This window comes from Mesorhizobium japonicum MAFF 303099 (assembly GCF_000009625.1).
Classification (GTDB): domain Bacteria; phylum Pseudomonadota; class Alphaproteobacteria; order Rhizobiales; family Rhizobiaceae; genus Mesorhizobium; species Mesorhizobium japonicum.
On the sequence record NC_002678.2, the window covers coordinates 3053642 to 3074626 of the forward strand.

Consider the following 20985-nt stretch of genomic DNA (forward strand, 5'->3'; position numbering starts at 1 on the left):
GCTTCCATGACGCCTTACATCCGGCTCGCCGAACTCGGCCTGACGCTGCCCGAGCCGCCGACGCCCATCGCCAATTTCGTCACCCATGCTGAGAGCGGACGATTGATCTTCCTGTCCGGCCAGGGGCCGCTGCGTGCCGACGGCACGCTCTGCACCGGCAAAGTCGGCGAGGACGTCACCGTCGAACAGGCCTATGAGCATGCGCGCCTGACCGGGCTTAATCTGCTGGCCGTCATGCATGCCGCCGCTGGCGATCTCGGCCGCATCGTGCGCGTCGTCAAGCTGCTCGGCTTCGTCAACGCGACGCCGACCTTCAGCGACCACCCGAAAGTGGTCAATGGCTGTTCGGACCTGTTCGCCGATGTCTTCGACAAGATCGGCGGCCATGCCCGTTCGGCGATCGGCGTCGGCTCGCTGCCTGGAAACATCACTGTTGAAATCGAGGCGGTCGTCGAGATCGCCGCATGACCTGCCGCTCACGGGATCCGCTCACATGAAAACCTATTCCGACACCGGTTCCAACACCACCATTCGCGAACGGCTGGGTTTGCGGCCTATCATCAACGTCTCCGGCACCATGACCGCGCTCGGCGCATCGATCATCGTCCCGGAGGCGATCAGCGCCATGGCGGAAATCGCCTCGCAATGGGTGGAGATGGATGATCTGCAGCGCGCCGCGAGCACGGTGGTAGCGCGCCTCACCGGCGGAGAGGCCGGCTTCATCACCGCCTGCTGCGCCAGCGGCATCACCATGGCGATCGCCGGAGCGATGACGGGAACCAGCCTACTCGCCATTGAGCGCCTGCCTGACGACACAGGCGACCTCAAATCGGAGGTCGTTATCCAACTTGGCCACATCGTCAATTACGGCGCCCCGATCGACCAGTCGATCCGTGTCGCCGGCGCCAAAGTGGTGCCCGCCGGCACGGTCAGCGTCACCCAGGACTACCATGTGCGCGAAGCGATCAACGAGCGCACGGCGGCCGGCCTCTACGTGGTCGCCCACCACACCGTGCAGTACGGCATGCTGTCGCTGGAGGAATTCTGCGAGATCTGCCACGCCAAGGGCGTGCCGGTGATCGTCGATGCCGCGTCCGAATATGATCTGCGCGGTTTTCTGGCGCGCGGCGCCGATGTCGTCATCTACAGCGGTCACAAATTCCTGAGCGGGCCGACCAGTGGCATCGTCACCGGCCGCAAGGATCTGGTGCGGGCCGCCTATCTGCAGAACCGCGGCGTGGCGCGCGCCATGAAGGTCGGCAAGGAAAGCATCGCCGGCACCATGGCGGCGCTGGAAGCCTGGGAGAAGCGCGACCATGCCGGCATCCGCCGTCGTGAGGAGGCAGCGCTCAACCTGTGGAAGGACGCCTTGCAGGGACTGCCGGGCATCCTTGCCAAGATCATCCCGGACCCGACTGCCAATCCGCTCGACCGGCTGCAGATCTTCGTGTCGCCGGAAAGCCGCTTCACCGCTGCCGGCCTCGCCTCGGCGCTGGCTGCCGGCTCGCCGCCCATCATCGTGCGCAACCACGAGGTCGAGCGCGGCCACTTCTTCCTCGATCCCTGCAATCTCCATCCCGGAGAGGCCGAAATCGTCGCCGAGCGGCTGCGTGCCGTGCTGACGGCGAAGGACCGCCCCGCCGATGCGATGAAGGCCGCCCGCAAGGATTCGTCCGGCGTCTTGAAGTGGCCGGATTAAACGCGCCAAGCAAGGTTAGGTCTCGCCAGAGCATCTCGCCGCCGGATGGCGATGCATGTCAGTCGGTCCCGGCAACAATCCTGACGACATCCATCGGATCCAGCCCAAGTTTCTGTGCACAGGTCAGCGCGTTCGGCACGATCCAGTATGATGAGTCGGAATCGAATGGTGCGGTGCTGTGGGTAAGATTGAACAGCGTTTTGGCGCAGGCCTCTTCAAACATGAATTGCGCTTCGGCCTGAATCTCGTGCCCGCGATGTGCACGTATCGTCTTGTGCCTGACATGATCAAAAAGATGATGCGCCTTCGGCCAGGAGCCACGGTCGTCGATCATTCGGAGCAGGCGTTCCAAGGTCTCGGTATCGCGGACATGCGGGATGAAGAACTCAATCAGTTCTCGCATTTCTCGCAACATATGCGCCTCCCTTGATCGCCAGAGGATTGTTCGCTCTATCTTCGCCTGGGCGCGAGACACCGCAGATCACGACTCCGTGATCTGCGAAAGCGATGCAAGCGGGAATAAATCGGCGCGGCTGCAAGTCTCTTCGGCATACGCCACCACTGGCGTTGAGGAGACCGGCATGCCCCATCATTGCAGGGACAACGAACACGGCGGCAGCCGTGGCGATGCGCTGGCAAGCATGATGATCGTCAGGCTCTCCTTTGTGGCGCTTGACACCGGTGACGCAGATGAATTCAGTTTCGGCAAGGCAGGCGGCTCTGCCTGCTTCCGGGGGCTTTGCCCCTGCGAGCAGGGCAAGGTCGCCGTCGCATCTTGAGGCGGCACGGCCTGGAGTATCGGATCATGGTGCCGCTTTGAGCGAGAGGGCCCTGGCAGAACGCTTCAACGAAGTGGTGCTGCCGCATCTCGGCGACGCGCTGGCGCTGGCCCGCTGGCTGACCGGCAATGCCGCCGATGCCGAGGATGTGGTGCAGGACGCCTGCATCAAGGCGCATGCCGGCATATCAGGCTACGCCGGCGGCAACGCCCGAGCTTGGTTGCTGACCATCGTTCGCAACACCTCCTATACCTGGATGGCGCGCAACCGGCCGCGCGCCATGATGGCCGTCGGCGATCTCGGCGATCTCGACGACATGGCGGCGGCGCACGGCACCAGCATGCCCGACGAGGACGGCCCGGAGGCGAGCCTGATCGCCAAAGCCGATACGGCGGCACTGGAGGCGGCGATCGCGGCCCTGCCGCAGCCATTTCGCGAGACGCTGGTGCTACGCGATATCAACGGCCTCAGCTATCGCGAGATATCGGCCATGCTTGCCGTGCCGATCGGCACGGTGATGTCCAGGCTGGCCCGCGCCCGTGGCCTGCTTGCGACTGAATTGGGGAGAACGTCATGACACACGACGACGGACTGCCCAACGATCCCGAAGGTATCAGACTGATGATCCATGCCCTTGTTGATGGCGAGCTTGATGCGGCGGCCGCTCTTGCCGTGGAGCGTCGCATCGCCGCCGACCCCAGGCTTGCCGCAGAGCATGCCCGCATTGTCGCCTTGCAAGGCGCTGTCAGCCGCTTGCCGCGCCCCGATGTCAGCGACGCGTTTCGGGCCCGGATCGCGTCGATCGGCATGGCCGGCCCCGAACAGCAGGCGCCGGTCGAGGCGGAGCCGCAACGGGGTACGCCGTCGACGCTGCCGGGGTTGATTGCCGGCGCTGGCGGCGGCCAGAGACGGGAAGCCGGGACACGTCCTTCCCAGGCGCGGCCATCACCGAGAGCGCGCCGTTTCGGCTCGTTCGACTGGCGCGCCATGGCCGCTTCGATCATGATCAGCGCCGTGTTGGCCAGCGGGGCGACGCAATGGGTGATGCAGAGCGGTGTCGAGGACGGCTTTGCCGCCGCGGTCGCCAGCGGCCATCGCCGCAGCTTGCTTGCCGCGAGCCCGATCGACATCGTCTCGTCCGACCGCCATACGGTCAAGCCCTGGCTCGACGCCCGCATTGGCGTCTCGCCGCCGGCGCCAGACCTTGCCCAGGACGGCTACGCGCTGATCGGCGGCCGCGTCGAGGTGATATCCGGCCGGCCGGTGCCAGCCCTGGTCTACCGCCACCGCGAGCATCTGATCACGCTGGTCGCCGAACCGCAGCAAGGCGGCAAGGCCACCCAGCCCGACGACCTTTCGTCCGGCGGCTTCTCGATGGTGCACTGGAGCGACGGCGCCTTCTCCTACTGGGCGATCTCGGACATGGAACGGCCCGAACTCGACGACTTCGTCGCCCGCTTCCGCAAAGCGGCGGTTTAGGCTGGATTGTGGCCGTCGGTTGCCGCCGATGCCCGCATATCCTTGCGGCCCCGCGCGAATTCCGCTAAGGCGCGCCTTTGTCGCCGGGGAGCAACAAGCTTGAACGATCAACGCGCCGACGTCGCCATCATCATGGGCAGCCAGTCCGACTGGGCGACGATGCGCCAGGCGGCCGAAACGCTGGAGGCGCTGGGCGTCCCGCACAAACGGCTGATCATCTCGGCGCATCGCACGCCCGACCGGCTCTATGAATTCGCCAAGGGCGCAAAGGCCGCCGGCTACAAGGTGATCATCGCCGGCGCCGGCGGTGCCGCGCACCTGCCCGGCATGACGGCGGCGATGACGCCGCTGCCGGTGTTCGGCGTGCCGGTGGAATCGAAGGCGCTGTCGGGGCAGGATTCGCTGCTCTCCATCGTCCAGATGCCAGCCGGCATTCCTGTCGGGACATTGGCCATCGGCAAGGCGGGTGCGGCCAATGCGGCCCTGTTGGCAGCCGCCGTGCTGGCGCTCAACGACGACAAGCTTGCCCAGCGCCTCGACGCCTGGCGCGCCTCGCAGACCGCCAAGGTCGCCGACGAACCGACGGACACGCCGTGAGCCTGCCCGCCGGATCGACCATCGGCATTATCGGCGGCGGCCAGCTCGGCCGCATGCTGGCAATGGCCGCCGCCCGCCTCGGTTATCGCACCATCGTGCTGGAGCCGCAGCCGGATTGTCCGGCGGCACAAGTCGCCAACCGGCAGATTACATCAGCCTATGACGACCCGGCCGCCCTTGCTGAACTGGCGGCGGCAAGTACCGTCGTCACCTACGAGTTCGAGAATGTTCCCGTTGCCGCCGCAGAAGCGCTTGCCGCCGAGGTTGCAGTCTACCCGCCGGCGCGCGCGCTCGACGTGGCGCAGGACCGGGTGAGCGAAAAAACATTCCTCAATGGCATCGGCATTGCCACCGCCGATTTTTGTCCGGTCGACACGGACGCGGAACTGACAGCGGCGCTGAAGAGATTCGGCGGCAGCGGCATCCTGAAGACGCGGCGCATGGGCTATGACGGCAAGGGCCAGCGCGTCTTTCGCAACATGGAAGCGGGCGGCTTCGCCGGCACTTGCGAGGCGATGGGCAATGTGCCGCTGATCCTGGAAAGCTTTGTCCCCTTCGAGCGCGAGATCTCGGTGATTGCAGCGCGCGGCTTGGATGGCGCCGTGGCCGCCTACGACCCGGCCGAGAATGTCCACCGCCACGGCATTCTCCACACCTCGACCCTGCCGGCGGGCGTCAAACTTGAAACGGCTGAAGCGGCACGAACGGCTGCGGCAAAAATCCTGTCGGCGCTCGATTATGTCGGCGTCATCGGTGTCGAGTTCTTCGTGCTTTCCGACGGTTCGCTGCTGGCCAACGAGATTGCGCCGCGCGTCCACAATTCCGGCCATTGGACCGAGGCCGCCTGCATCGTTTCGCAGTTCGAGCAGCATATCCGCGCGGTTGCTGGCTTGCCGCTGGGCAACCCTGGCCGCCACTCTGATTGCGTGATGGAGAACCTGATCGGCGACGACGTGCTGCGCGTGCCGGCCCTGCTCGCCGAGCCCGATCTGATGCTGCATCTCTATGGCAAGGCGGAGGCGCGCCCTGGCCGCAAGATGGGCCATTTCACCCGCATCAGCCGCCGCGTTTAATAGCCAGAAGCGACCCTATTGCACCTCGTCGCTGTCCTGGTTGGGACTGGCGCAACTCGCATCGCCTTCCTGGCAATTGGCCGAGGCGGCGAGTTGCTTGATGCGGTCATTGGTCAGCCTGGTCAGGCACTGCGAGACCTCCATCGCGTGGATGGAGCCGCCCGCGCTGGCGGCGGTGCTATGCGCGCACTCGGCATCGCGGAAGGTGATCCAGGCGCGTTGCGCCACCTGCAGCAATCTCTTGCCGTCGGCATCATCGGAGCTGATCAGGTCCTTATAGGCCGCATTGAGCTTGGCGTCGGCGGCCTGGTAATCCTCGCCGGCGCAGATGTTCATCATCTGCTGGCTGTCGTCGGAGCGGTCGCATTCCTGTGCGCGTACGATCGACGTTCCCGCAAGGACGACAAGGCAGGCGGACAGCAATATTCGGCGCATGATCGTCCCCAAATCACCTCAAATATACCGCATCATCCCAGCCTGCTTAGAACCGTGCAATGCCAAGGGGCCGACATGGCGGATATTTGATGATATGCGGGTGCGGAGCATGCTTGCGGTTGACATGGGCAAGGCTCCTCGTTTATGAGCCACCCACCGTTGAAAAGGCGCGTCTTCTGGCGCGCCTTAAAATTTCGACCCGGAACCGGGTCCACACCGACAGGCAAGACCATGAAGATCAAGAATTCGCTCAAGGCGCTGAAGGCGCGTCACCGCGACAACCAGCTGGTTCGCCGCAAGGGCCGCGTTTACATCATCAACAAGACCGCCCCGCGCTACAAGGCGCGCCAGGGTTGAGCTTTCGGTCGGAGGCTTTTCGCCTCCGCCCCTTGATGCTTGTCGGCCTGCCGACCTTCTCACGCTAAAATCACTTTGCTGTTCCGCCGCCCGGGACTAGGATCGGGCGATGCGGATTCTTTTTGCATTTTTGACAGCCCTGCTTGTTTCCGGCGCCACAGGCTTGCCGGCCAGGGCCGCGGATGATCAGCCGGCAGCACCGGCTGCCCCGGAGGCTCCCGCCGCGCCAATGACGAAACAGGCCCGGCTCGACAAGCTGTTTTCCGACCTCAAGCGCGAACGCAACGAAAAGGCGGCCGAACGCATCGCCGGCAACATCTGGGGCGAATGGTTCCAGTCCGGCAGCGCCTCGATCGACCTGATGATGCTGTGGTCGCAAAAGGCGATGGACAATCAGAAATTCGACGTCGCGCTCGATTTGCTTGATCAGGTGGTGACCTTGCAGCCGACCTATGCCGAAGGCTGGAACCGGCGCGCCACCGTGCATTTCATGATGAAGAACTACGGCAAGTCGATGTCCGACATCGACCACACGCTACAGCTCGAGCCGCGCCATTTCGGCGCGCTGTCGGGCCTGGCGCAGATCATGGCCCTGACCGGCCACAAGCAGTCGGCGCTCGAGGCCTGGCAGAAGGTGCTCGCCATATATCCGATGATGCGCAGCGCCCAGGACCAGGTCGCGACACTTTCCGAAGAGCTTGCCGGCGAAGGAATTTGATACTCTGAAGGGAGTAAGGGAATAGGGCAGTAGGGGGACCGCGGAACACTCACCCTACTGCCCTACTGCCCTACTGCCCTACTGCCCTACTGCCCTACTGCCCTACTGCCCTACCCAAACTTATCCCAACCCACCCCCGTATCTCCGGCATGAACCTGATCTACGCCGCGTTCGCCTTCCTTCTCGCGCTCGTCTTTACCCTGGTCGGCGTGACCCGCGTCGGCTCGTGGCTGATCGAACGCCGCAATCCACCCATTGGCGAATTCGCCGACATCGGCGGCGCCCGCATCCACTATGTCCACATTCCGGCACCCGCCAATGCGGAGCTGCCGCCGATCGTCTTCATCCATGGCGCCAGCGCCAATCTCGGGGATCAGATGCTGCCGCTCAGGCCGCTGCTCGAAGGCCGCGCCGAAATGCTGTTCTTCGACCGGCCGGGCCACGGCTGGTCGGGGCGCGGGTTAGGCAACAATGAGGATCCATCAGCACAGGCCAAGACCCTCGCTGCCTTGATGGACCGCCTCGGCATCAGGAAGGCGATCGTTGTCGGCCATTCCTTCGGTGGCGTGGTGACGGCGGCTTTCGGCCGCGAGCATGCAGACAAGACGCTCGGTCTCGTCTTCCTGGCGCCGGCGACCCATCCCTGGCCGGGCGGGACGACGTCCTGGTACTACGATCTGACCACCGTTCCGGTGGTCGGCCGGCTCTTCTCCGAAACGCTCGCCTATCCTGCCGGCACGTTTCAGATGGCCGATGCAACGACCTGCGTGTTCTCGCCCAACAAGGTGCCGGACGACTATCTCGGCACGGCAGGGATCCCGCTGGTGTTGCGGCCGTCGGTCTTTCGCGCCAACGCCACCGATGTCGCCGGCCTCTATCGCTACACGCTTGGCGCCGCGCCGCACTACAAGGATATCACCGCGCCGACCGTGGTCATTTCGGGCGACCGCGACAAGGTCGTCTACGCCCATATCCATTCCGTAGGCCTGGCGCGCGATATCCCGGGCGCGGAGCTCGTCTGGGTGCACAATCTCGGCCACAAGCCGGACTGGATCGCCCCGGACCTCGTCGCCGGCGCCATCGAAAAGGTCGCCGGCAGGGATGTCGACCTGGAAGCGATGGCCAGAACGGTGGAAGCGCGGATCGCCGACGATGCCTATGGTGTGGGCAAATGCGCCGACATCAAGGAGCCCCAGGCCGAACTCGCGCCGACCTGACATGTACGTCCTCAAGCACGGCATCAAGAAAAACCCGGAAAGGCGATGGGCTCTGCCGGACCGGATATTTTTCGGCTACGGCGCATGCCACATTCTTGCAGGCACTTTCCTCGAGCATCCCCCGCTTGCAGGATTTTTTGCGGAGCGGATCATCCCGGCCGAGGGCTTTTCGGGAAACCATATCTATGTAACGAACGGCGTCATCGCTTTCGACTACCACGGTTATTCCAACCGAGAGCGCCTGTTGGAGCACCATCGAAAGGGCTGGACCTCCCACAGTGCCGGCTGGCACTGCACGATCGAGAAGGTCGATTTCGACCTGCTCGACACGACTGAATTGAACCGGCGAAAGATGCTGGGCCCGGATCAGTATCTGTATGACGCAGTTTTCCGTGCGCGTGGCTTTCTCCAGCGCATGGACCACGCGGAAGCCGCGGCAAGAGCGCTCGGGATCGCGACGGCCAGAGGCTAGATGAAGGCTGGGACCATTGCCCCGCGCCTTTGTATTCCAGCCACGGCGAACCGCACGAATCCGCGCGACACGCCTCTTCAGTCACGAAATCAGCTGCTTACCGGCTGCCCTGCTTTTCCGACCCGACATAGGCAATGCGCAGCATGTTGGTCGAGCCGGGCGTCCTCAGCGGCACACCGGCCGTGATGATGACGCGGTCGCCCGGCTTGCCGAACTCTTCTTCCAGCGCAATGCGGCAGGCGCGGTTGACCATGTCGTCGAGATCGGTGGCATCGGGCGAAACGACACAGTGCGTGCCCCACAGAAGCGACAGCCGCCGTGCGGTGTTGAGGATCGGCGACAGAGCGATGATCGGCACCTGTGGCCGTTCGCGCGCGGCGCGCAGCCCGGTGGTGCCGGACGCCGTGTAGGTGATGATCGCCGACAGTTTCAGAGTCTCGGCGATTTCGCGGGCAGCCAGCGAGATCGCGTCGGCTCCGGTCGCTTCCGGCTCGGAGCGCTGGGCGTTGATGATGCCGGCATAGGTCGGATCGGTTTCGACCTTGGTGGCGATGCGGTCCATCATCGCCACGGCTTCGACGGGATAGGCACCCGCCGCCGATTCCGCCGACAGCATGATGGCGTCGGCGCCCTCGAAGACGGCGATCGAGACGTCGGAGACTTCGGCGCGGGTCGGCACCGGGGCGGTGATCATCGATTCCAGCATTTGCGTGGCGACCACCACCGGCTTGCCGGCGCGGCGCGCGGCGCGCGTGATCTGCTTCTGGATGCCGGGAACGGCTTCCAGCGGCATTTCGACGCCGAGATCGCCACGGGCGACCATCAGCGCGTCGGACAGTTCGATGATCTCGGCCAAGCGGGCGACGGCCTGCGGCTTTTCGATCTTGGCCATGATCAGCGCCCGGCCCCGCGCGATCTTGCGCGCCTCGGCCAGATCCTCGGGGCGCTGCACGAAGGACAGCGCGATCCAGTCGACGCCCGTGGCGAGCACCGCGTCGAGATCCTTGCGGTCCTTTTCGGTCAGAGCGCCGACCGGCAGGTCGGTATCGGGCAGGCTGACGCCCTTCTTGTCGGAAATCGTGGTGCCGGCGACGACCGTGCAGACGATCGACTTGCCATCGCTCTTCACCGCCTTCAGCTCGAGCTTGCCGTCGTCGATCAAAAGACGGTGACCGGGCTCGACCGAACTCAGGATTTCCGGATGCGGCAGATAGACCCTGCTCGACGTGCCGGGCTCGGGATTGTCGTCGAGCGTGAAGGTCTGGCCTGGCGTCAGCACCTCCTTGCCATTGGCGAACTTGCCGACGCGCAGCTTGGGGCCTTGCAGGTCGGCGAGGATGCCGATCGGCCGGCCGACCTTTTCCTCGACGGCGCGGATGCGCCCGACCAGCGTGCGCATCAGTTCGTGGTCGGTATGGCTCATGTTGATGCGGAACACATCGGCGCCCGCTTCGAACAGCTTCTGCAGCATCTCCTCGGAGGAGGAGGCCGGACCGATTGTGGCTAGGATCTTGACCTTGCGGCTGCGTCTCATTGACTATTTGTTCCCGGGGCGGCTGGTGCGCCTCCCGTTGCGGGCTCATCGGTCAGCTGGACCATCCAGCTTGCCTGTTCGCCCGTGTCATATTCCTGAAATCCGGCGCGCTGGAAGCCCCGGGCGACGCAGTCGTTTACGCCGGCGATCTTGAACTCTTTTTCAGCCACGCACATGTTGATCGGGCCGTCCCAGCGTCCACCGCGCTCGGCGTCTTCTGCATAAAGATAGTAAAACCTTGATGACAGCGGCCCTTCGATCAACGTCTTGCAGCTCGATCCTTCGATGTGCCACCAGCCCTCGGTGATCCAGCCGGCCTTGGCACGATAGCCGATGCCGACGCCGACCAAGTTCTGTGTGGCGTTGCAGACGCGGAAATCGGCGCGCGCCGGCGAGGCCATGACTATCGCCGACAGGCCGACGGCCACGGTCAGGAACGGCATGGCAAAGGCAGAGCGCATGCGCTGCCTGCCGGCGGAACCCATCCGAAAACCCCTCAAGAACCACATCAGCATCTCTCTGCGCCCCTTTTCGGAAAAGTCCGGGCGCATGTCAACGCGCCGTTTTGACCAATTCCAATCGATTTAGGAAGGCTCCCGGCGCACTATCCGTCGCCCCTTGCCAGATTTCCCGGGAAACCTTGGCCAAACAACGGCATTGCGCACGCGTCGTCTTCGTGGAATGACGATAGCACCCTCCCCGGAAGCCAGCGAACAGACCATTTCCCGCCAATGACCCGATCCACAGTTTTCGCGCCTTTCGATATTGTCGAGGGCGACCGCAAGCGGGGCATCGTGCTTCTCGCCGATCATGCCCGCCGCGACCTGCCCGACGACTATGGCAGCCTCGGCCTGCCCGCTGCGGAATTCGAGCGCCATATCGCCTATGACATCGGGGTCGAGGCGGTGACGCGCGAACTCGCCGGTTTGCTCGACGCGCCGGCGGTCATCGCCAATTTTTCGCGGCTGTTGATCGATCCCAATCGCGGCGAGGACGATCCGACGCTCATCCGCCAGCTCTATGACGGCACGGTGGTGCCGGGAAACTATCCCATCGCGCCGGAAGAGCGCGAAAGGCGGCTCGACCGCTTCTACCGACCCTACCACGACGCCGTCGGCGCCATGATCGCCTCGGTCGCGCAGGCATCCGGCCGGGCGCCCTTCATCTTCTCCGTGCATTCCTTCACGCCGGTGATGCAAGGCAGGCAACGTCCCTGGCATGTCGGCATCCTGTGGGATCTGGACGACCGCGTGGCGCGGCCGCTGATCGACATGCTGGCGCAGGACAAGAACCTGATCGTCGGCGACAACGAGCCCTATGACGGTGCACTGCGTGGCGACACCATGTTCAGGCACGCCATCGTCAATGGCTACGCCCACGCGTTGATCGAGATCCGCCAAGACCTGATAGCGGACCAGCAGGGCGCCCTTGCCTGGGCCGGGCGCCTGGCGCCAATCGTTGACGCGATCGACCGCCGTCCCGATATACATGCGGTAAAAATATTCGGCTCGCGCACCGGGCCACTATGACGGAGGTTCCGATGACCGAACTCAGCGAAGAGCAGAAGCGCGATTTCGAAGCCGCCGCCTTTCGCCGGCTGGTCGCGCATCTCAGGGAACGCAGCGACGTCCAGAACATCGACCTGATGAACCTCGCCGGCTTCTGCCGCAACTGCCTGTCGAACTGGTATCGCGAGGCGGCTAATGCCGAGGGCGTCGATCTCTCCAAGGATCAGTCGCGCGAGATCGTCTACGGCATGCCTTATGCCGAGTGGCAGGCTCTCAACCAGACCGAAGCATCGGACGCCAAGAAAGCCGAATTCGAGGCCAGGCGGCCGAAAGATCACTAGGACACGGCTGGCGTCAAGAATTGACTGGTCTAGCCGGCATTGGCAGAACTGGTCAGGCGTTTTTGCCTGATCTTCTCCATAAGATCGCTTAGCATACCACGGGCTTCGGCCGATCCAACGTGATCGACGTAGTCTCGCGATTCTACAATCTCCCCATTTCGCACGCGCACGACGAAGATACAGGGATAGGAAACAGCCTCGCCGCTTTCGATCACGTGCCCCGCATAGCTAAATTCAGCCACGATGACCTCCGGATCGGCAGTCTCATGGACATGAATGTTCGTCGGCTCCAATCTAATCGTCGGGGTGCCCTTCATTGCCCCAAAATGTCGCCGAAGTGCTTCGCGGCCGACAAGCTCAGGTCGTTTCAATGGATCGAATGGGTGCACGACCGACGTGTTCTCCGCATACAATTCCGGCAGATCTGGGCTTGCTTCGCAAATCCCGCGCACCAATGCGAGGAATGTGTCTTTTGGTGTCCGTGTTGACGGCAATCGATACTCCTTTAAGTCTTCAAATGGTGGTGCACGCTTGATCGCCGTGCTTGGGCAGGGCCGGGCGGCGCGCACCGTTGGCGGCGCAGAATGGATCATCTCTCATCTGGCCGCTGGTCTCAAGAAGGCATGGATGCCGGCCTTCCTTGATGGCAGGCCATGCGCAGCGGCACCCCACGAAAACGTGGGCTAGCTGGCCCTCTGCTTGGCCCAGAACTTTCAGCAATGAGCGCTTGACTGAAAATTGAATCGATCTAATTTGCCGCGCAAAGCCATTTCTTGACCGGATTCGAGCCGTGGATGCGCAACACGCCATGCAGACTGCCATTCGCGGGCGATGGGCCGTGGCGGCCATTTTCCTCGCCAATGGCTTCCTGACCGGCAGTTGGGCGCCGCAGATCCCGGTGTTCCTCACGCGGCTCGACATTTCGAAATTCACGCTTGGTCTGCTGATCCTTTTGTTCGGCGCCGGCGCGGTCACCGCCATGACCTGGTGCGGCCACCTGATCTCGAAACATGGCTCGCGCACCGTGCTGCGCTGGTTCGGCCTGTGCGGCAGCCTCGGCCTGCTGGTCGTGGCGCTGGCGCCCAACCTGCCGCTGGCGGCCATCGCCATGTTCATTTTCGGCGGCTCGATCGGCGGCATGGATGTCGCCATGAATGCCAATGCGGTGGTGGTGGAGCGAAAAATGTCCCGCGCCATCATGTCCTCCTCGCACGGCTTCTGGAGCCTTGGCGGTTTCGCCGGCGGCGGCCTCGGCGGCTTTGCCATCCAGCACTATGGCCACCTCGCCCATGCCGCGGTCGTGACCGTGCTTGCCTTCGCGGCGATCGCGATGGCCGTCGGCTATCTCGTGGCCGAGGACAAGCCGCAGGCGGCCGAGCATCATAAATTCGCGCTGCCGGCAAACCCGCTGGTTTACCTGATCGGCCTGATGGCCCTGCTGACGATGGTCTCCGAAGGCGCGGTGCTCGATTGGGCGGCGCTGTATCTGCGACAAGAACTCGGCGCCGACCTTGCCATCGCCGGTCTTGCCTACGCCGCCTTTTCCGGCGTCATGGCGATCATGCGCTTCTTCGGCGATGGCGTGCGCAACCGCTTCGGCGCGGTGACGACGCTGCGCGGCTCGGCTGTTGTCGCCGCCACCGGCATGCTGGTCGCCGGCCTGTCGCCTTCGCCCTGGTTCGCCATCGCGGCTTTTGCCACGTGCGGCTTCGGCATCGCCAACATGGTGCCGATCATCTTCTCGGCCGGCGGCAATCAGGAAGGCATGTCATCCGGCACCGGCATGAGCGTCGTCACGACCATGGGCTATTCCGGCATCCTGGTGGCGCCGTCGGCGATCGGTTTCGTCGCCGAGCATTCCAGCTTCGGGCCGATCTTCATCGCCATGTCGGTGCTGCTGATCGTCGTCCTGCTGATGGCGGGCCTCGCTCACCGCGCCGAATTCGCCCCCGTGCCCGCCGAATAGCGCTTCAGCTCCTCGTGGAGAAAATCCGCCACGCGGCGGATGCGCACGCTGCTGCGCACATCGCGATGCATGGCCAGCCATACCGGCAGGCTTGGCAGCGGCAGGCCGGGCAGCACCTTCTCCACCAGCGGGTCGCGATCGGCCAGCGGCTCCTGGCCAAGGCCAATACCGTTTCCCGCCCTCACCGCCTCCCACAGCACGACCTGATTATCGGCCCTGAAGCGGAAACTGCTTCGGGTGACAGGGATACCGAATTGCGTGAAGCCCCGGATCATCTCGTCGCTGCGATCGAAGCCGATCAAGGGGTGGTCGACGAGGTCGGCCGGCCCGACCGGGCGGCCGCGCCGGTCGAGATAGGAAATGGCCGCGCAGGCGCAGAGCTCGATATCGCAGACCTTGCGTGCCACCAGTTCGTTCTGCGCCGGCTTGACCATGCGGATGGCGATGTCGGCGTCCCGGCGCAGCAGGTTCTCGACCTGGTTCGAGGCAACGATCTCCACCTCGATGCCGGGTTCCTCGACGCCGAGCCGTGCGGTCATGTCGGGCAGCACATAAGCCGCCACCACTTCGCTGGCGGCGATGCGCACCGTGCCTTCGATCGCCTCGACCGAGCCCAGTGCCAGGCGTGAAAACGCACTCGCCTGCTCGCTGACCGCCTTGCCGCGCTCGAACAGCGTGGCGCCGGCTTCCGTCAGCGCATAGCCGCTCCGCCCACGCCTGAACAGCGTCACACCGAGCGCCTGCTCCAACTCGCCGATATGACGGCCAAGCGTCGGCTGGCTGGCCGACAGCTTGCGCGCGGCGGCCGACAGACTGCCGGTTTCCGCGACCGTGACGAAGCTCTTGATCAAGTTCCAGTCGATGTCGGCCATTCAATAATGAATATCAAAACTGCATCCATGGTCAATTTCAATTCATCGGTGAGGCAATCATATTCGCCCAGCAAACACCGATACAGACTGCAACGACCAACCAGGAGAATTCAAATGACCAAGATCGCAATTCTCGGCGCCAATGGCCGGCTCGGCCGCGTGGTTGCCAAGGCCTTCATCGACGCCGGCTTCGACGTCCGCACCGTCACCCGCACCGGCAAGGTGCCGGCAGAGCTCGATGGCGCCACGGCGGTTGCCGGCGATGCGCTGGATCGTCAATCGCTGATAAGTGCCACCGAGGGCGTCGACATCATCTTCAACGGCCTCAACCCGATCTACACCGACTGGGGCAAATGCCTGCCGATGGCCGAGAACGTCATGGCCGCCTGCCATGCCAACAACGCGCTGCATCTGTTCCCCGGCACCGTCTACAATTACGGCTCGCCGATGCCGGCGGTGATCACGGAAGACACGCCGTTCCATCCGACCACCGAAAAGGGCCGCATCCGCTGCGCCATGGAGGAGCTGTTCCGCCGCGAGGCCGATGCTGGCCGCGTCCGCACCATTCTTTTGCGCGCCGGCGACTTCTTCGGCGGCACCGGCAGCGGCTCCTGGTTCGACCTGGTCGTCGCCGCCAAGATGAGCAAGGGCGTCTACACCGCGCCCGGTCCGGTCGATCTGGTGCATGAATGGGCCTATCTGCCGGACTTCGCCGTGGGCTTCGTCGCGCTCGCCAGGAATCTCGACAGGCTCGGCTCCTATGAGGCGCTGAACTTTCCAGGCCATGCCGTCACCGATCTTGAGATCAAGGCCGCTGCCGAGAAGGCGCTTGGCCGGCCGCTCAAGATGACTTCGATGCCCTGGTGGGTGCTGCGCGCCGGCAGCCCGTTCGTGGCGATGTGGCGCGAGATCGTCTCGATGTCCTATCTGCGCTTCGAACCGCACCAACTGGCCTCGACGCGGCTGGAAGGCATCATCGGCGAAATCCCGCACACGCCGCTCGATCAGGCCGTCGCCCAGGCCCTCGAAGACATCGGCATCGCCACTGTGAAGGGCATGAAAGCTGCCTGAGTCAAGCCGGCGGGCCATGCCCGCCACGAACCGGAAAGGCGGCTCAGAGCCGCCCCATCAGCAGCAACACCAGGACCACCACCAGCGCCACACCGACAATGCCAGAGGGTCCATAACCCCAGGAGCGCGAATGCGGCCAGGCCGGCACCGCGCCGACCAGGACAAGGATCAGGACGACGATGACAAGGGTGCTGATCGGCATGAGAAATTCCTCGCATTGAGTCTGGCCGAGGACGACACTTTCGCATGACCCCAGGAGAACAATGCAAAAGGCCGCCCGGTTGTTCCGGGCGGCCTTTGCCGTTCAGATGGGAAGCCTGCCTACTCGGCGGCTTTTGGAAAGGCGATCGCGGGTTCCGCGTCGACATCCGCTGCCGGCGCGTCCGACGAGATCTCGCCCTTGCCGCGCCGGAACAGCCGGCTGATCAAGCCGCGCCGTGCGCCTGGCTTGACCTTGGCGCGGGTGAACACCATCAGCATCGACGGCGTCACCACCAATGTCAGCACCGTCGCGAAGGACAGGCCGAAGACGATCGCCGAGGACAGCGAAATCCACCATTGCGTCGACGGCGCGTTGATCGTCGTCTCGTGATGGAAGATTTCCAGCCCGAGGCCGAAGGCGATCGGCAGCACGCCGAGAATGGCCGACACGGCCGTCAGCACCACCGGTCGCGCGCGCTCGCGGCAGGTCTGCAGCACTGCATCCATCTTGTCCCAGCCTTCTTCGCGCAACCGGTCATAGGTGTCGATCAGCACGATGTTGTTGTTCACCACCACGCCGGCCAGCGCGATGACGCCGATGCCCGACATGACGATGCCAAACGTCTCGCCTGTTATCAGCAGTCCCAGGAACACGCCGATCGTCGCCATGACGACGCAGGACAGCACGAGCCAGACGCTGGTAAACTTGTTGAACTGCGCCAGAAGCACCAGGAAGATCAGGAAGATCGCCGCGCCGAAGGCCTTGCTGAGGAAGGCACTGGCTTCGGCGCTGTCCTCATTCGAACCGGCCAGTTTCCAGCGTATGCCGCTGCCGAGATTCATGTCGGCGACGGCCTGGGTGACCTCCTGCTGCACGGTGGCGACCTGGGTGCCGGCGGTGACGTTGGCCTGCACCACCACGGTGCGGGCGCCGTCGATGCGGTTGAGGATGCCGACGCTTGGCTTGGCCTTGCGGACGACGAAGTTCGAGATCGGCACCGATCCTTGCGAGGTCTGCACCCTGAGCTCGTCGAGCGTCGACAGCGTGCGCCGGTCTTCCGGCAAGCGCAGCCGGATGTCGACCGCCTTGTCGGCTCCGGCAGGCCGGTATTCCGACAGCTTCAGGCCGTTGGTAACGAGCTGCACCACCGTCCCGACCGAGGTCGGGCTGATGCCATACTGGGCAGCCTTGGCGCGGTCGACCTCGAGTGCCCAGTCGACGCCGGGCGGCGGCAGTCCGTCGGAAATGTCGATGACGCCGGGCACCTTGGCAATGCGCGCCGCCACCGCACGCGCCTTCTCGTCCAGTCCCTTGGGATCGATGGCCGAAAGCCTGATCTGGATCGGCTTGCCGGTCGGCGGGCCGGCTTCCGGCACGCGGACCTCGACGTCGACGCCGGGAATGCCGGCCATGACGCCGCGCAGGTCGTTCAGGATCTGGTTCGCCGATTTGCGCTCGCGCCAGTCGATGAATTCGTACTGGATGACGCCGACGACATCCTCGGGCACATCCTGGCCGCCGCCCTGGGACTTGCCGACGCGGGTATAGACCGACTTCAGGCCCGGCCAGCCGAGCAGCCGGTTTTCGGCGATCTTGGTCGCTGTGTCCATTTCGGCCAGTGAGAGGTTGCCGCGGGCATGCACGTAGAGCAGGCCGTAGTCGGGTTCCACGCTCGGGAAGAACTCGACGCCGGCGCCATATTTCGAATAGCCAACGAAGATGCCTACCAGCAACATCACGGTCAGCACCATCACGGTGATGGGGAAACGCACCGCCTGCTTGACGACAGCCATGTACCAGCCGTCGCGATTGCCATCCTCATGATGCTGAGGCGCCTTGGCGAAGATCGCCCCAAGCGTCGGTGCGAAGACCAGCGCATACAGCATCGACGCCGAGAGCGTGACGATCAGCGTGATCGGCATGTACTTCATGAAGTCGCCGATGATGCCCGGCCAGAACAGCAGCGGCGAGAAGGCGGCGATGCGCGTCATCGTCGCCGCGATGACCGGACCGGCCATGCGCTTGGCGGCAAGCGCGAAGGCTTCCTGCTTCGGCATGCCTTCGCTCATCCGCCGTTCGGCGAATTCGGTGACGATGATGGCGTCGTCGACCAGCATGCCGACCGCCAGGATAAGGCTGAACAGCACGATCATGTTGATCGTGTAGCCCATCATCGCCAGGAGCAGGATGCCGATCAGGAAGGACGACGGGATGGCGAGGCCGATGAGCAGCGAGGCACGGCCGGACAGCGCGTAGAGGATGACGATGAACACCAGGATGACGGCGATCATCACATGGTTCTGCAGGTCACCCAGCAGCTGGTTGACGAAGACCGACTTGTCCTGCGTGTAGGTGACGTGCATCCCCTCGGGCATGGTCTTGACGAAGGCGTCGGACACCGCCCTCACCTTGGTGAGCGTGTCGATCAGATTGGCGCCGATGCGCTTCTTGACCTCGATGGCGATGGCCGGCTTGCCGTTGAGGCGCGTGATCGTCGTGGCGTCGGCGAAGGTCGAGCGGATCGTCGCGATGTCCTTGGCCTGCACCACGGCATTGGGGCCGGCAACCACGGGCAGCGCCGCGACATCCTCCGGCGTCTCGATCAGCGACGGCACCTTGACGGCGTATTTGCCTTGCGAGCCCTCGATGTTGCCGGCGGCGACCAGGCTGTTGGAAGCGCCGACGGCGCCGATCAGCTGGTCGAGCTGCAGCCCGTAGGAAGACAGTTTCATCGGATCGATGACGACCTCGACGAGATCGTCGCGGGAGCCCTGCAGAGAGCCTTCGAGAACGCCGGGCACTTCCTCGATGCGGTCACGCAGTTCACGCGCCGCGGCGGCCAGCACGCGTTCGGGCAATTCGCCCGACAATGTGACGACGAGCACCGGGAATTCGGAAATGTTGACCTCGGTGACGACAGGCTCCTCGGCCGCTTGCGGCAGGTCGGCCTTGCCGTCCTGCACCTTGGAGCGCGTATCCTGCAGCGCCGTCGCCAGATTGGTCTGCGGCTGGAATTCGACCAGCACATAGCCACCGCCCTGGAAGGCGGCCGAGCGCATTTCCTTGAGGCCTTTCAGGCTTTTCAGCTTGCTTTCCATCGGCCGCAGCAGAAGACGCTCGGAATCCTCCGGCGAGATGCCTTGATAGATCAGGCTGACATACATCATCGGAATCGGAACGTCGGGTTCCGCTTCCTTCGGCGTCGACTGATAGGCGACCCAGCCTGCAATCAGCAGGAAGACCAGGACCGAGATGGTCAGGCGGGCATTGTTGATTGCGAGTCTGACGATATCCATGACTTATGCCTGTTGCTTTCGGGAGTGGCGAACGGACTGACGTCGCCGGGCAGGGCCCGGCGCCGGCCTCGCTGCGCTACTGCGTCCCGGCGGTGGCTTCGCCGATCAGCTTGTTGATGGTCGCTTGGTCGGCCTCGACCGGCTTGACCTCATCGCCTTCCTTCACCAGTTCCTGACCGGCAACGATGATGCGCGCATCGTCCGGGATGCCGCCAAGCACGAGGCCGGTCGGGGTGTCGTCGACCAGGTCGATGGGGAAGAACGCCACTCTGTTGTCCTTGCCGACGGCGCGGATGCCCAGATCGCCCTTGTCGCCCAGTGTCACCACCGAGCGCGGCAGCAGGACCGCGTCGGTCGGCAGCGCGCTGAGCTGGATTTCCGCCGTCATGCCGGCCGGCACCGAGCCGTCGGCATTGGGGATGGCGACCTCGACGCGGAAGGTGCGGGTCGCCGACGACGCGTCGCGGCTGATATAGCGCACGGTGCCTTCGACGGTCTGGCCGCTGACCAGCCGGACGCCGGCCTTGTCGCCGATCTTGAGATAGCCGAGGTCGCGCTCGCTGATCTCGCCGCGGGCGATCACCGGATCGAGCTTGAGGATGGTGGCCACCTCGCCGCCCTGCATGACGGAGCTGCCGAGTTCCACCGGTACCCGGTCGATGACGCCGTCAAACGGCGCCTTGACCTCGTTGCGGTCGAGTTCGGCCTGTGCGGTATCCAGCTGCGATTGCGCCAGGGTCAGATTGGAGCGGGCGGTGTCGAGCTGCAGCTTGGGCAAATTGCCCGTCTTCATCAGCCGCAGCGACGCGTCCAGCTCGGCCTGGCGTTGCGCGACAAGCTGCTTGGCATTGTCGACCATCGAGATCTTTTCTTCCGCCGCCAGCATCAGCACCAGGTCGCCGGTCTTGACGTGATCGCCTTGCTTGACCGGCAGCTTGTCGATGACGCCGGCGACGCGGGTTGCCAGAACCGCGCGCTTGTCTGCCTCGGTCAGGCCGGAAATGCGGATGGCGCGCGCATAGGTCCTGCGCGGCGGCGTCACCACGGCAACGGTGCGCAGTGGCGCCTTCGGTTCGGCTTCCGCCGTCTTCGGCTTGCTCGCGTCCGCCGCCTTGCCCGGCTCGACTTCGGCCGCCTTGGCCTTGTTGGCCGCTACGCTGCCGACCGACGAGAACTCGCCTGTCGCCATCCACGCCGCGAAACCAATGAGCACAACAATGGCTGCAAGCTTGTGAAACCTGATTTTAGGCATCGTCGTTTTTTCCGTTGCGGGTTCGGTCAGCTCCGCGCCTTCATGACGCGGGCGCGTCGCCGATATGGGTGCGCGCCTGACCGTGTTCAAATTGCCGTGATAGGCGAGCGCGTTTCT

Annotated in this window: 24 protein-coding genes; 15 read left to right on the plus strand and 9 right to left on the minus strand. The window is 64.2% G+C overall.

Features of this window, described 5'->3' with window-relative positions:
* Window positions 1-6 precede the first annotated feature (6 nt).
* A complete protein-coding gene (locus MAFF_RS15970) occupies window positions 7-468 on the plus strand; it encodes a RidA family protein (RefSeq protein ID WP_010911960.1) in 462 nt (153 codons plus the stop codon).
* A 25-nt stretch (window positions 469-493) separates the two neighbouring features.
* Entirely contained in the window at window positions 494-1699 is a 1206-nt protein-coding gene (locus MAFF_RS15975) for an aminotransferase class V-fold PLP-dependent enzyme (RefSeq protein WP_032932031.1), read from the plus strand.
* Between the two features lie 58 nt (window positions 1700-1757).
* Here MAFF_RS15975 and MAFF_RS15980 read toward each other — a convergent pair whose 3' ends face one another.
* The gene (locus MAFF_RS15980) at window positions 1758-2033 is read right to left on the minus strand and encodes a hypothetical protein (RefSeq protein WP_244420798.1); all 276 of its coding nucleotides are present in this window, start codon (window positions 2031-2033) and stop codon (window positions 1758-1760) included.
* A 43-nt stretch (window positions 2034-2076) separates the two neighbouring features.
* On the opposite strand from MAFF_RS15980, the gene MAFF_RS15985 reads away from it, so the two are divergent.
* From MAFF_RS15985 to MAFF_RS16005, 5 genes are all read left to right on the plus strand, one after another.
* Window positions 2077-2478: a hypothetical protein gene (locus MAFF_RS15985; protein WP_162034340.1), complete on the plus strand. Its 402-nt coding sequence runs from the start codon at window positions 2077-2079 to the stop codon at window positions 2476-2478.
* Between the two features lie 37 nt (window positions 2479-2515).
* Window positions 2516-3055 (plus strand): sigma-70 family RNA polymerase sigma factor, encoded by a 540-nt coding sequence (locus MAFF_RS15990; protein WP_010911964.1) that lies wholly within the window; start codon window positions 2516-2518, stop codon window positions 3053-3055.
* Entirely contained in the window at window positions 3052-3957 is a 906-nt protein-coding gene (locus MAFF_RS15995) for an anti-sigma factor family protein (RefSeq protein WP_010911965.1), read from the plus strand. Before MAFF_RS15990 ends, MAFF_RS15995 begins: the two co-directional genes overlap by 4 nt.
* A 99-nt stretch (window positions 3958-4056) precedes the next feature.
* Window positions 4057-4554: a 5-(carboxyamino)imidazole ribonucleotide mutase gene (gene purE, locus MAFF_RS16000; protein WP_010911966.1), complete on the plus strand. Its 498-nt coding sequence runs from the start codon at window positions 4057-4059 to the stop codon at window positions 4552-4554.
* The gene (locus MAFF_RS16005; protein ID WP_010911967.1) at window positions 4551-5627 is read left to right on the plus strand and encodes a 5-(carboxyamino)imidazole ribonucleotide synthase; all 1077 of its coding nucleotides are present in this window, start codon (window positions 4551-4553) and stop codon (window positions 5625-5627) included. Before purE ends, MAFF_RS16005 begins: the two co-directional genes overlap by 4 nt.
* 15 nt (window positions 5628-5642) lie before the next feature.
* On the opposite strand, the gene MAFF_RS16010 is transcribed toward MAFF_RS16005, so the two are convergent.
* Window positions 5643-6062, minus strand: a complete 420-nt coding sequence (locus tag MAFF_RS16010; protein WP_044548378.1) for a lysozyme inhibitor LprI family protein — start codon at window positions 6060-6062, stop codon at window positions 5643-5645.
* Between the two features lie 231 nt (window positions 6063-6293).
* Between MAFF_RS16010 and ykgO the strand changes: the two genes are divergently transcribed.
* The 4 genes from ykgO (at window position 6294) to MAFF_RS16030 (ending at window position 8826) form a co-directional block, all read left to right on the plus strand.
* Window positions 6294-6419 (plus strand): type B 50S ribosomal protein L36, encoded by a 126-nt coding sequence (ykgO, locus tag MAFF_RS16015; RefSeq protein WP_006327841.1) that lies wholly within the window; start codon window positions 6294-6296, stop codon window positions 6417-6419.
* Window positions 6420-6528: 109 nt separating this feature from the next.
* Window positions 6529-7137: a tetratricopeptide repeat protein gene (locus MAFF_RS16020; RefSeq protein ID WP_010911969.1), complete on the plus strand. Its 609-nt coding sequence runs from the start codon at window positions 6529-6531 to the stop codon at window positions 7135-7137.
* A gap of 149 nt (window positions 7138-7286) precedes the next feature.
* Window positions 7287-8354, plus strand: a complete 1068-nt coding sequence (locus tag MAFF_RS16025; RefSeq protein ID WP_010911970.1) for an alpha/beta fold hydrolase — start codon at window positions 7287-7289, stop codon at window positions 8352-8354.
* Between the two features lies 1 nt (window position 8355).
* Complete coding sequence (locus MAFF_RS16030; RefSeq protein ID WP_010911971.1) at window positions 8356-8826, plus strand: hypothetical protein; 471 nt, start codon at window positions 8356-8358, stop codon at window positions 8824-8826.
* A gap of 97 nt (window positions 8827-8923) precedes the next feature.
* Here the strand turns inward: MAFF_RS16030 and pyk are convergent, their stop codons facing one another.
* On the minus strand, window positions 8924-10360 hold the full coding sequence (pyk, locus tag MAFF_RS16035; protein WP_010911972.1) for a pyruvate kinase: 1437 nt from the start codon (window positions 10358-10360) through the stop codon (window positions 8924-8926).
* Window positions 10357-10803 carry a DUF1036 domain-containing protein gene (locus MAFF_RS16040; RefSeq protein WP_425280331.1) on the minus strand — a complete coding sequence of 149 codons (447 nt, stop codon included), beginning with the start codon at window positions 10801-10803 and terminating at the stop codon, window positions 10357-10359. Before MAFF_RS16040 ends, pyk begins: the two co-directional genes overlap by 4 nt.
* Window positions 10804-11091: 288 nt before the next feature.
* On the opposite strand from MAFF_RS16040, the gene MAFF_RS16045 reads away from it, so the two are divergent.
* Window positions 11092-11889 carry an N-formylglutamate amidohydrolase gene (locus tag MAFF_RS16045; protein WP_010911974.1) on the plus strand — a complete coding sequence of 266 codons (798 nt, stop codon included), beginning with the start codon at window positions 11092-11094 and terminating at the stop codon, window positions 11887-11889.
* A gap of 11 nt (window positions 11890-11900) precedes the next feature.
* The gene (locus MAFF_RS16050) at window positions 11901-12209 is read left to right on the plus strand and encodes a DUF1244 domain-containing protein (protein ID WP_044551000.1); all 309 of its coding nucleotides are present in this window, start codon (window positions 11901-11903) and stop codon (window positions 12207-12209) included.
* Between the two features lie 29 nt (window positions 12210-12238).
* On the opposite strand, the gene MAFF_RS16055 is transcribed toward MAFF_RS16050, so the two are convergent.
* On the minus strand, window positions 12239-12802 hold the full coding sequence (locus MAFF_RS16055; RefSeq protein ID WP_010911976.1) for a nuclear transport factor 2 family protein: 564 nt from the start codon (window positions 12800-12802) through the stop codon (window positions 12239-12241).
* Between the two features lie 197 nt (window positions 12803-12999).
* On the opposite strand from MAFF_RS16055, the gene MAFF_RS16060 reads away from it, so the two are divergent.
* Window positions 13000-14175: an MFS transporter gene (locus MAFF_RS16060; protein ID WP_010911977.1), complete on the plus strand. Its 1176-nt coding sequence runs from the start codon at window positions 13000-13002 to the stop codon at window positions 14173-14175.
* Here MAFF_RS16060 and MAFF_RS16065 read toward each other — a convergent pair.
* Entirely contained in the window at window positions 14139-15047 is a 909-nt protein-coding gene (locus MAFF_RS16065; protein ID WP_010911978.1) for a LysR family transcriptional regulator, read from the minus strand. The genes MAFF_RS16060 and MAFF_RS16065 overlap by 37 nt on opposite strands.
* A 114-nt stretch (window positions 15048-15161) precedes the next feature.
* On the opposite strand from MAFF_RS16065, the gene MAFF_RS16070 reads away from it, so the two are divergent.
* Window positions 15162-16118, plus strand: coding sequence for an SDR family oxidoreductase (locus MAFF_RS16070; RefSeq protein WP_010911979.1), 957 nt, complete (start codon window positions 15162-15164; stop codon window positions 16116-16118).
* A gap of 43 nt (window positions 16119-16161) precedes the next feature.
* On the opposite strand, the gene MAFF_RS37105 is transcribed toward MAFF_RS16070, so the two are convergent.
* The 3 genes from MAFF_RS37105 to MAFF_RS16085 all read right to left on the minus strand — a co-directional run bounded on the left by MAFF_RS37105 (window position 16162) and on the right by MAFF_RS16085 (window position 20868).
* Window positions 16162-16320: a DUF3309 family protein gene (locus tag MAFF_RS37105; RefSeq protein WP_010911980.1), complete on the minus strand. Its 159-nt coding sequence runs from the start codon at window positions 16318-16320 to the stop codon at window positions 16162-16164.
* Between the two features lie 119 nt (window positions 16321-16439).
* Window positions 16440-19616, minus strand: a complete 3177-nt coding sequence (locus MAFF_RS16080; protein WP_010911981.1) for an efflux RND transporter permease subunit — start codon at window positions 19614-19616, stop codon at window positions 16440-16442.
* 76 nt (window positions 19617-19692) lie between these two features.
* A complete protein-coding gene (locus MAFF_RS16085) occupies window positions 19693-20868 on the minus strand; it encodes an efflux RND transporter periplasmic adaptor subunit (RefSeq protein WP_080512076.1) in 1176 nt (391 codons plus the stop codon).
* Between the last annotated feature and the right edge of the window lie 117 nt (window positions 20869-20985).

What these genes read in the sequence shown, in the direction of transcription:
- MAFF_RS16055 (WP_010911976.1), bottom strand. Translation starts at nt 12,802, where the DNA reads ATGATCCATTCTGCGCCGCCAACGGTGCGCGCCGCCCGGCCCTGCCCA.
- MAFF_RS15980 (WP_244420798.1), bottom strand. Translation starts at nt 2,033, where the DNA reads ATGATCGACGACCGTGGCTCCTGGCCGAAGGCGCATCATCTTTTTGAT.
- MAFF_RS16045 (WP_010911974.1), top strand. Translation starts at nt 11,092, where the DNA reads ATGACCCGATCCACAGTTTTCGCGCCTTTCGATATTGTCGAGGGCGAC.
- MAFF_RS16025 (WP_010911970.1), top strand. Translation starts at nt 7,287, where the DNA reads ATGAACCTGATCTACGCCGCGTTCGCCTTCCTTCTCGCGCTCGTCTTT.
- MAFF_RS16085 (WP_080512076.1), bottom strand. Translation starts at nt 20,868, where the DNA reads ATGCCTAAAATCAGGTTTCACAAGCTTGCAGCCATTGTTGTGCTCATT.
- MAFF_RS15995 (WP_010911965.1), top strand. Translation starts at nt 3,052, where the DNA reads ATGACACACGACGACGGACTGCCCAACGATCCCGAAGGTATCAGACTG.
- MAFF_RS15975 (WP_032932031.1), top strand. Translation starts at nt 494, where the DNA reads ATGAAAACCTATTCCGACACCGGTTCCAACACCACCATTCGCGAACGG.
- MAFF_RS16050 (WP_044551000.1), top strand. Translation starts at nt 11,901, where the DNA reads ATGACCGAACTCAGCGAAGAGCAGAAGCGCGATTTCGAAGCCGCCGCC.
- MAFF_RS16020 (WP_010911969.1), top strand. Translation starts at nt 6,529, where the DNA reads ATGCGGATTCTTTTTGCATTTTTGACAGCCCTGCTTGTTTCCGGCGCC.
- MAFF_RS16065 (WP_010911978.1), bottom strand. Translation starts at nt 15,047, where the DNA reads ATGGCCGACATCGACTGGAACTTGATCAAGAGCTTCGTCACGGTCGCG.
- MAFF_RS16070 (WP_010911979.1), top strand. Translation starts at nt 15,162, where the DNA reads ATGACCAAGATCGCAATTCTCGGCGCCAATGGCCGGCTCGGCCGCGTG.
- MAFF_RS15970 (WP_010911960.1), top strand. Translation starts at nt 7, where the DNA reads ATGACGCCTTACATCCGGCTCGCCGAACTCGGCCTGACGCTGCCCGAG.
- MAFF_RS37105 (WP_010911980.1), bottom strand. Translation starts at nt 16,320, where the DNA reads ATGCCGATCAGCACCCTTGTCATCGTCGTCCTGATCCTTGTCCTGGTC.
- pyk (WP_010911972.1), bottom strand. Translation starts at nt 10,360, where the DNA reads ATGAGACGCAGCCGCAAGGTCAAGATCCTAGCCACAATCGGTCCGGCC.
- MAFF_RS16080 (WP_010911981.1), bottom strand. Translation starts at nt 19,616, where the DNA reads ATGGATATCGTCAGACTCGCAATCAACAATGCCCGCCTGACCATCTCG.
- ykgO (WP_006327841.1), top strand. Translation starts at nt 6,294, where the DNA reads ATGAAGATCAAGAATTCGCTCAAGGCGCTGAAGGCGCGTCACCGCGAC.
- MAFF_RS16010 (WP_044548378.1), bottom strand. Translation starts at nt 6,062, where the DNA reads ATGCGCCGAATATTGCTGTCCGCCTGCCTTGTCGTCCTTGCGGGAACG.
- MAFF_RS16040 (WP_425280331.1), bottom strand. Translation starts at nt 10,803, where the DNA reads ATGCCGTTCCTGACCGTGGCCGTCGGCCTGTCGGCGATAGTCATGGCC.
- MAFF_RS16030 (WP_010911971.1), top strand. Translation starts at nt 8,356, where the DNA reads ATGTACGTCCTCAAGCACGGCATCAAGAAAAACCCGGAAAGGCGATGG.
- MAFF_RS15985 (WP_162034340.1), top strand. Translation starts at nt 2,077, where the DNA reads ATGAAGAACTCAATCAGTTCTCGCATTTCTCGCAACATATGCGCCTCC.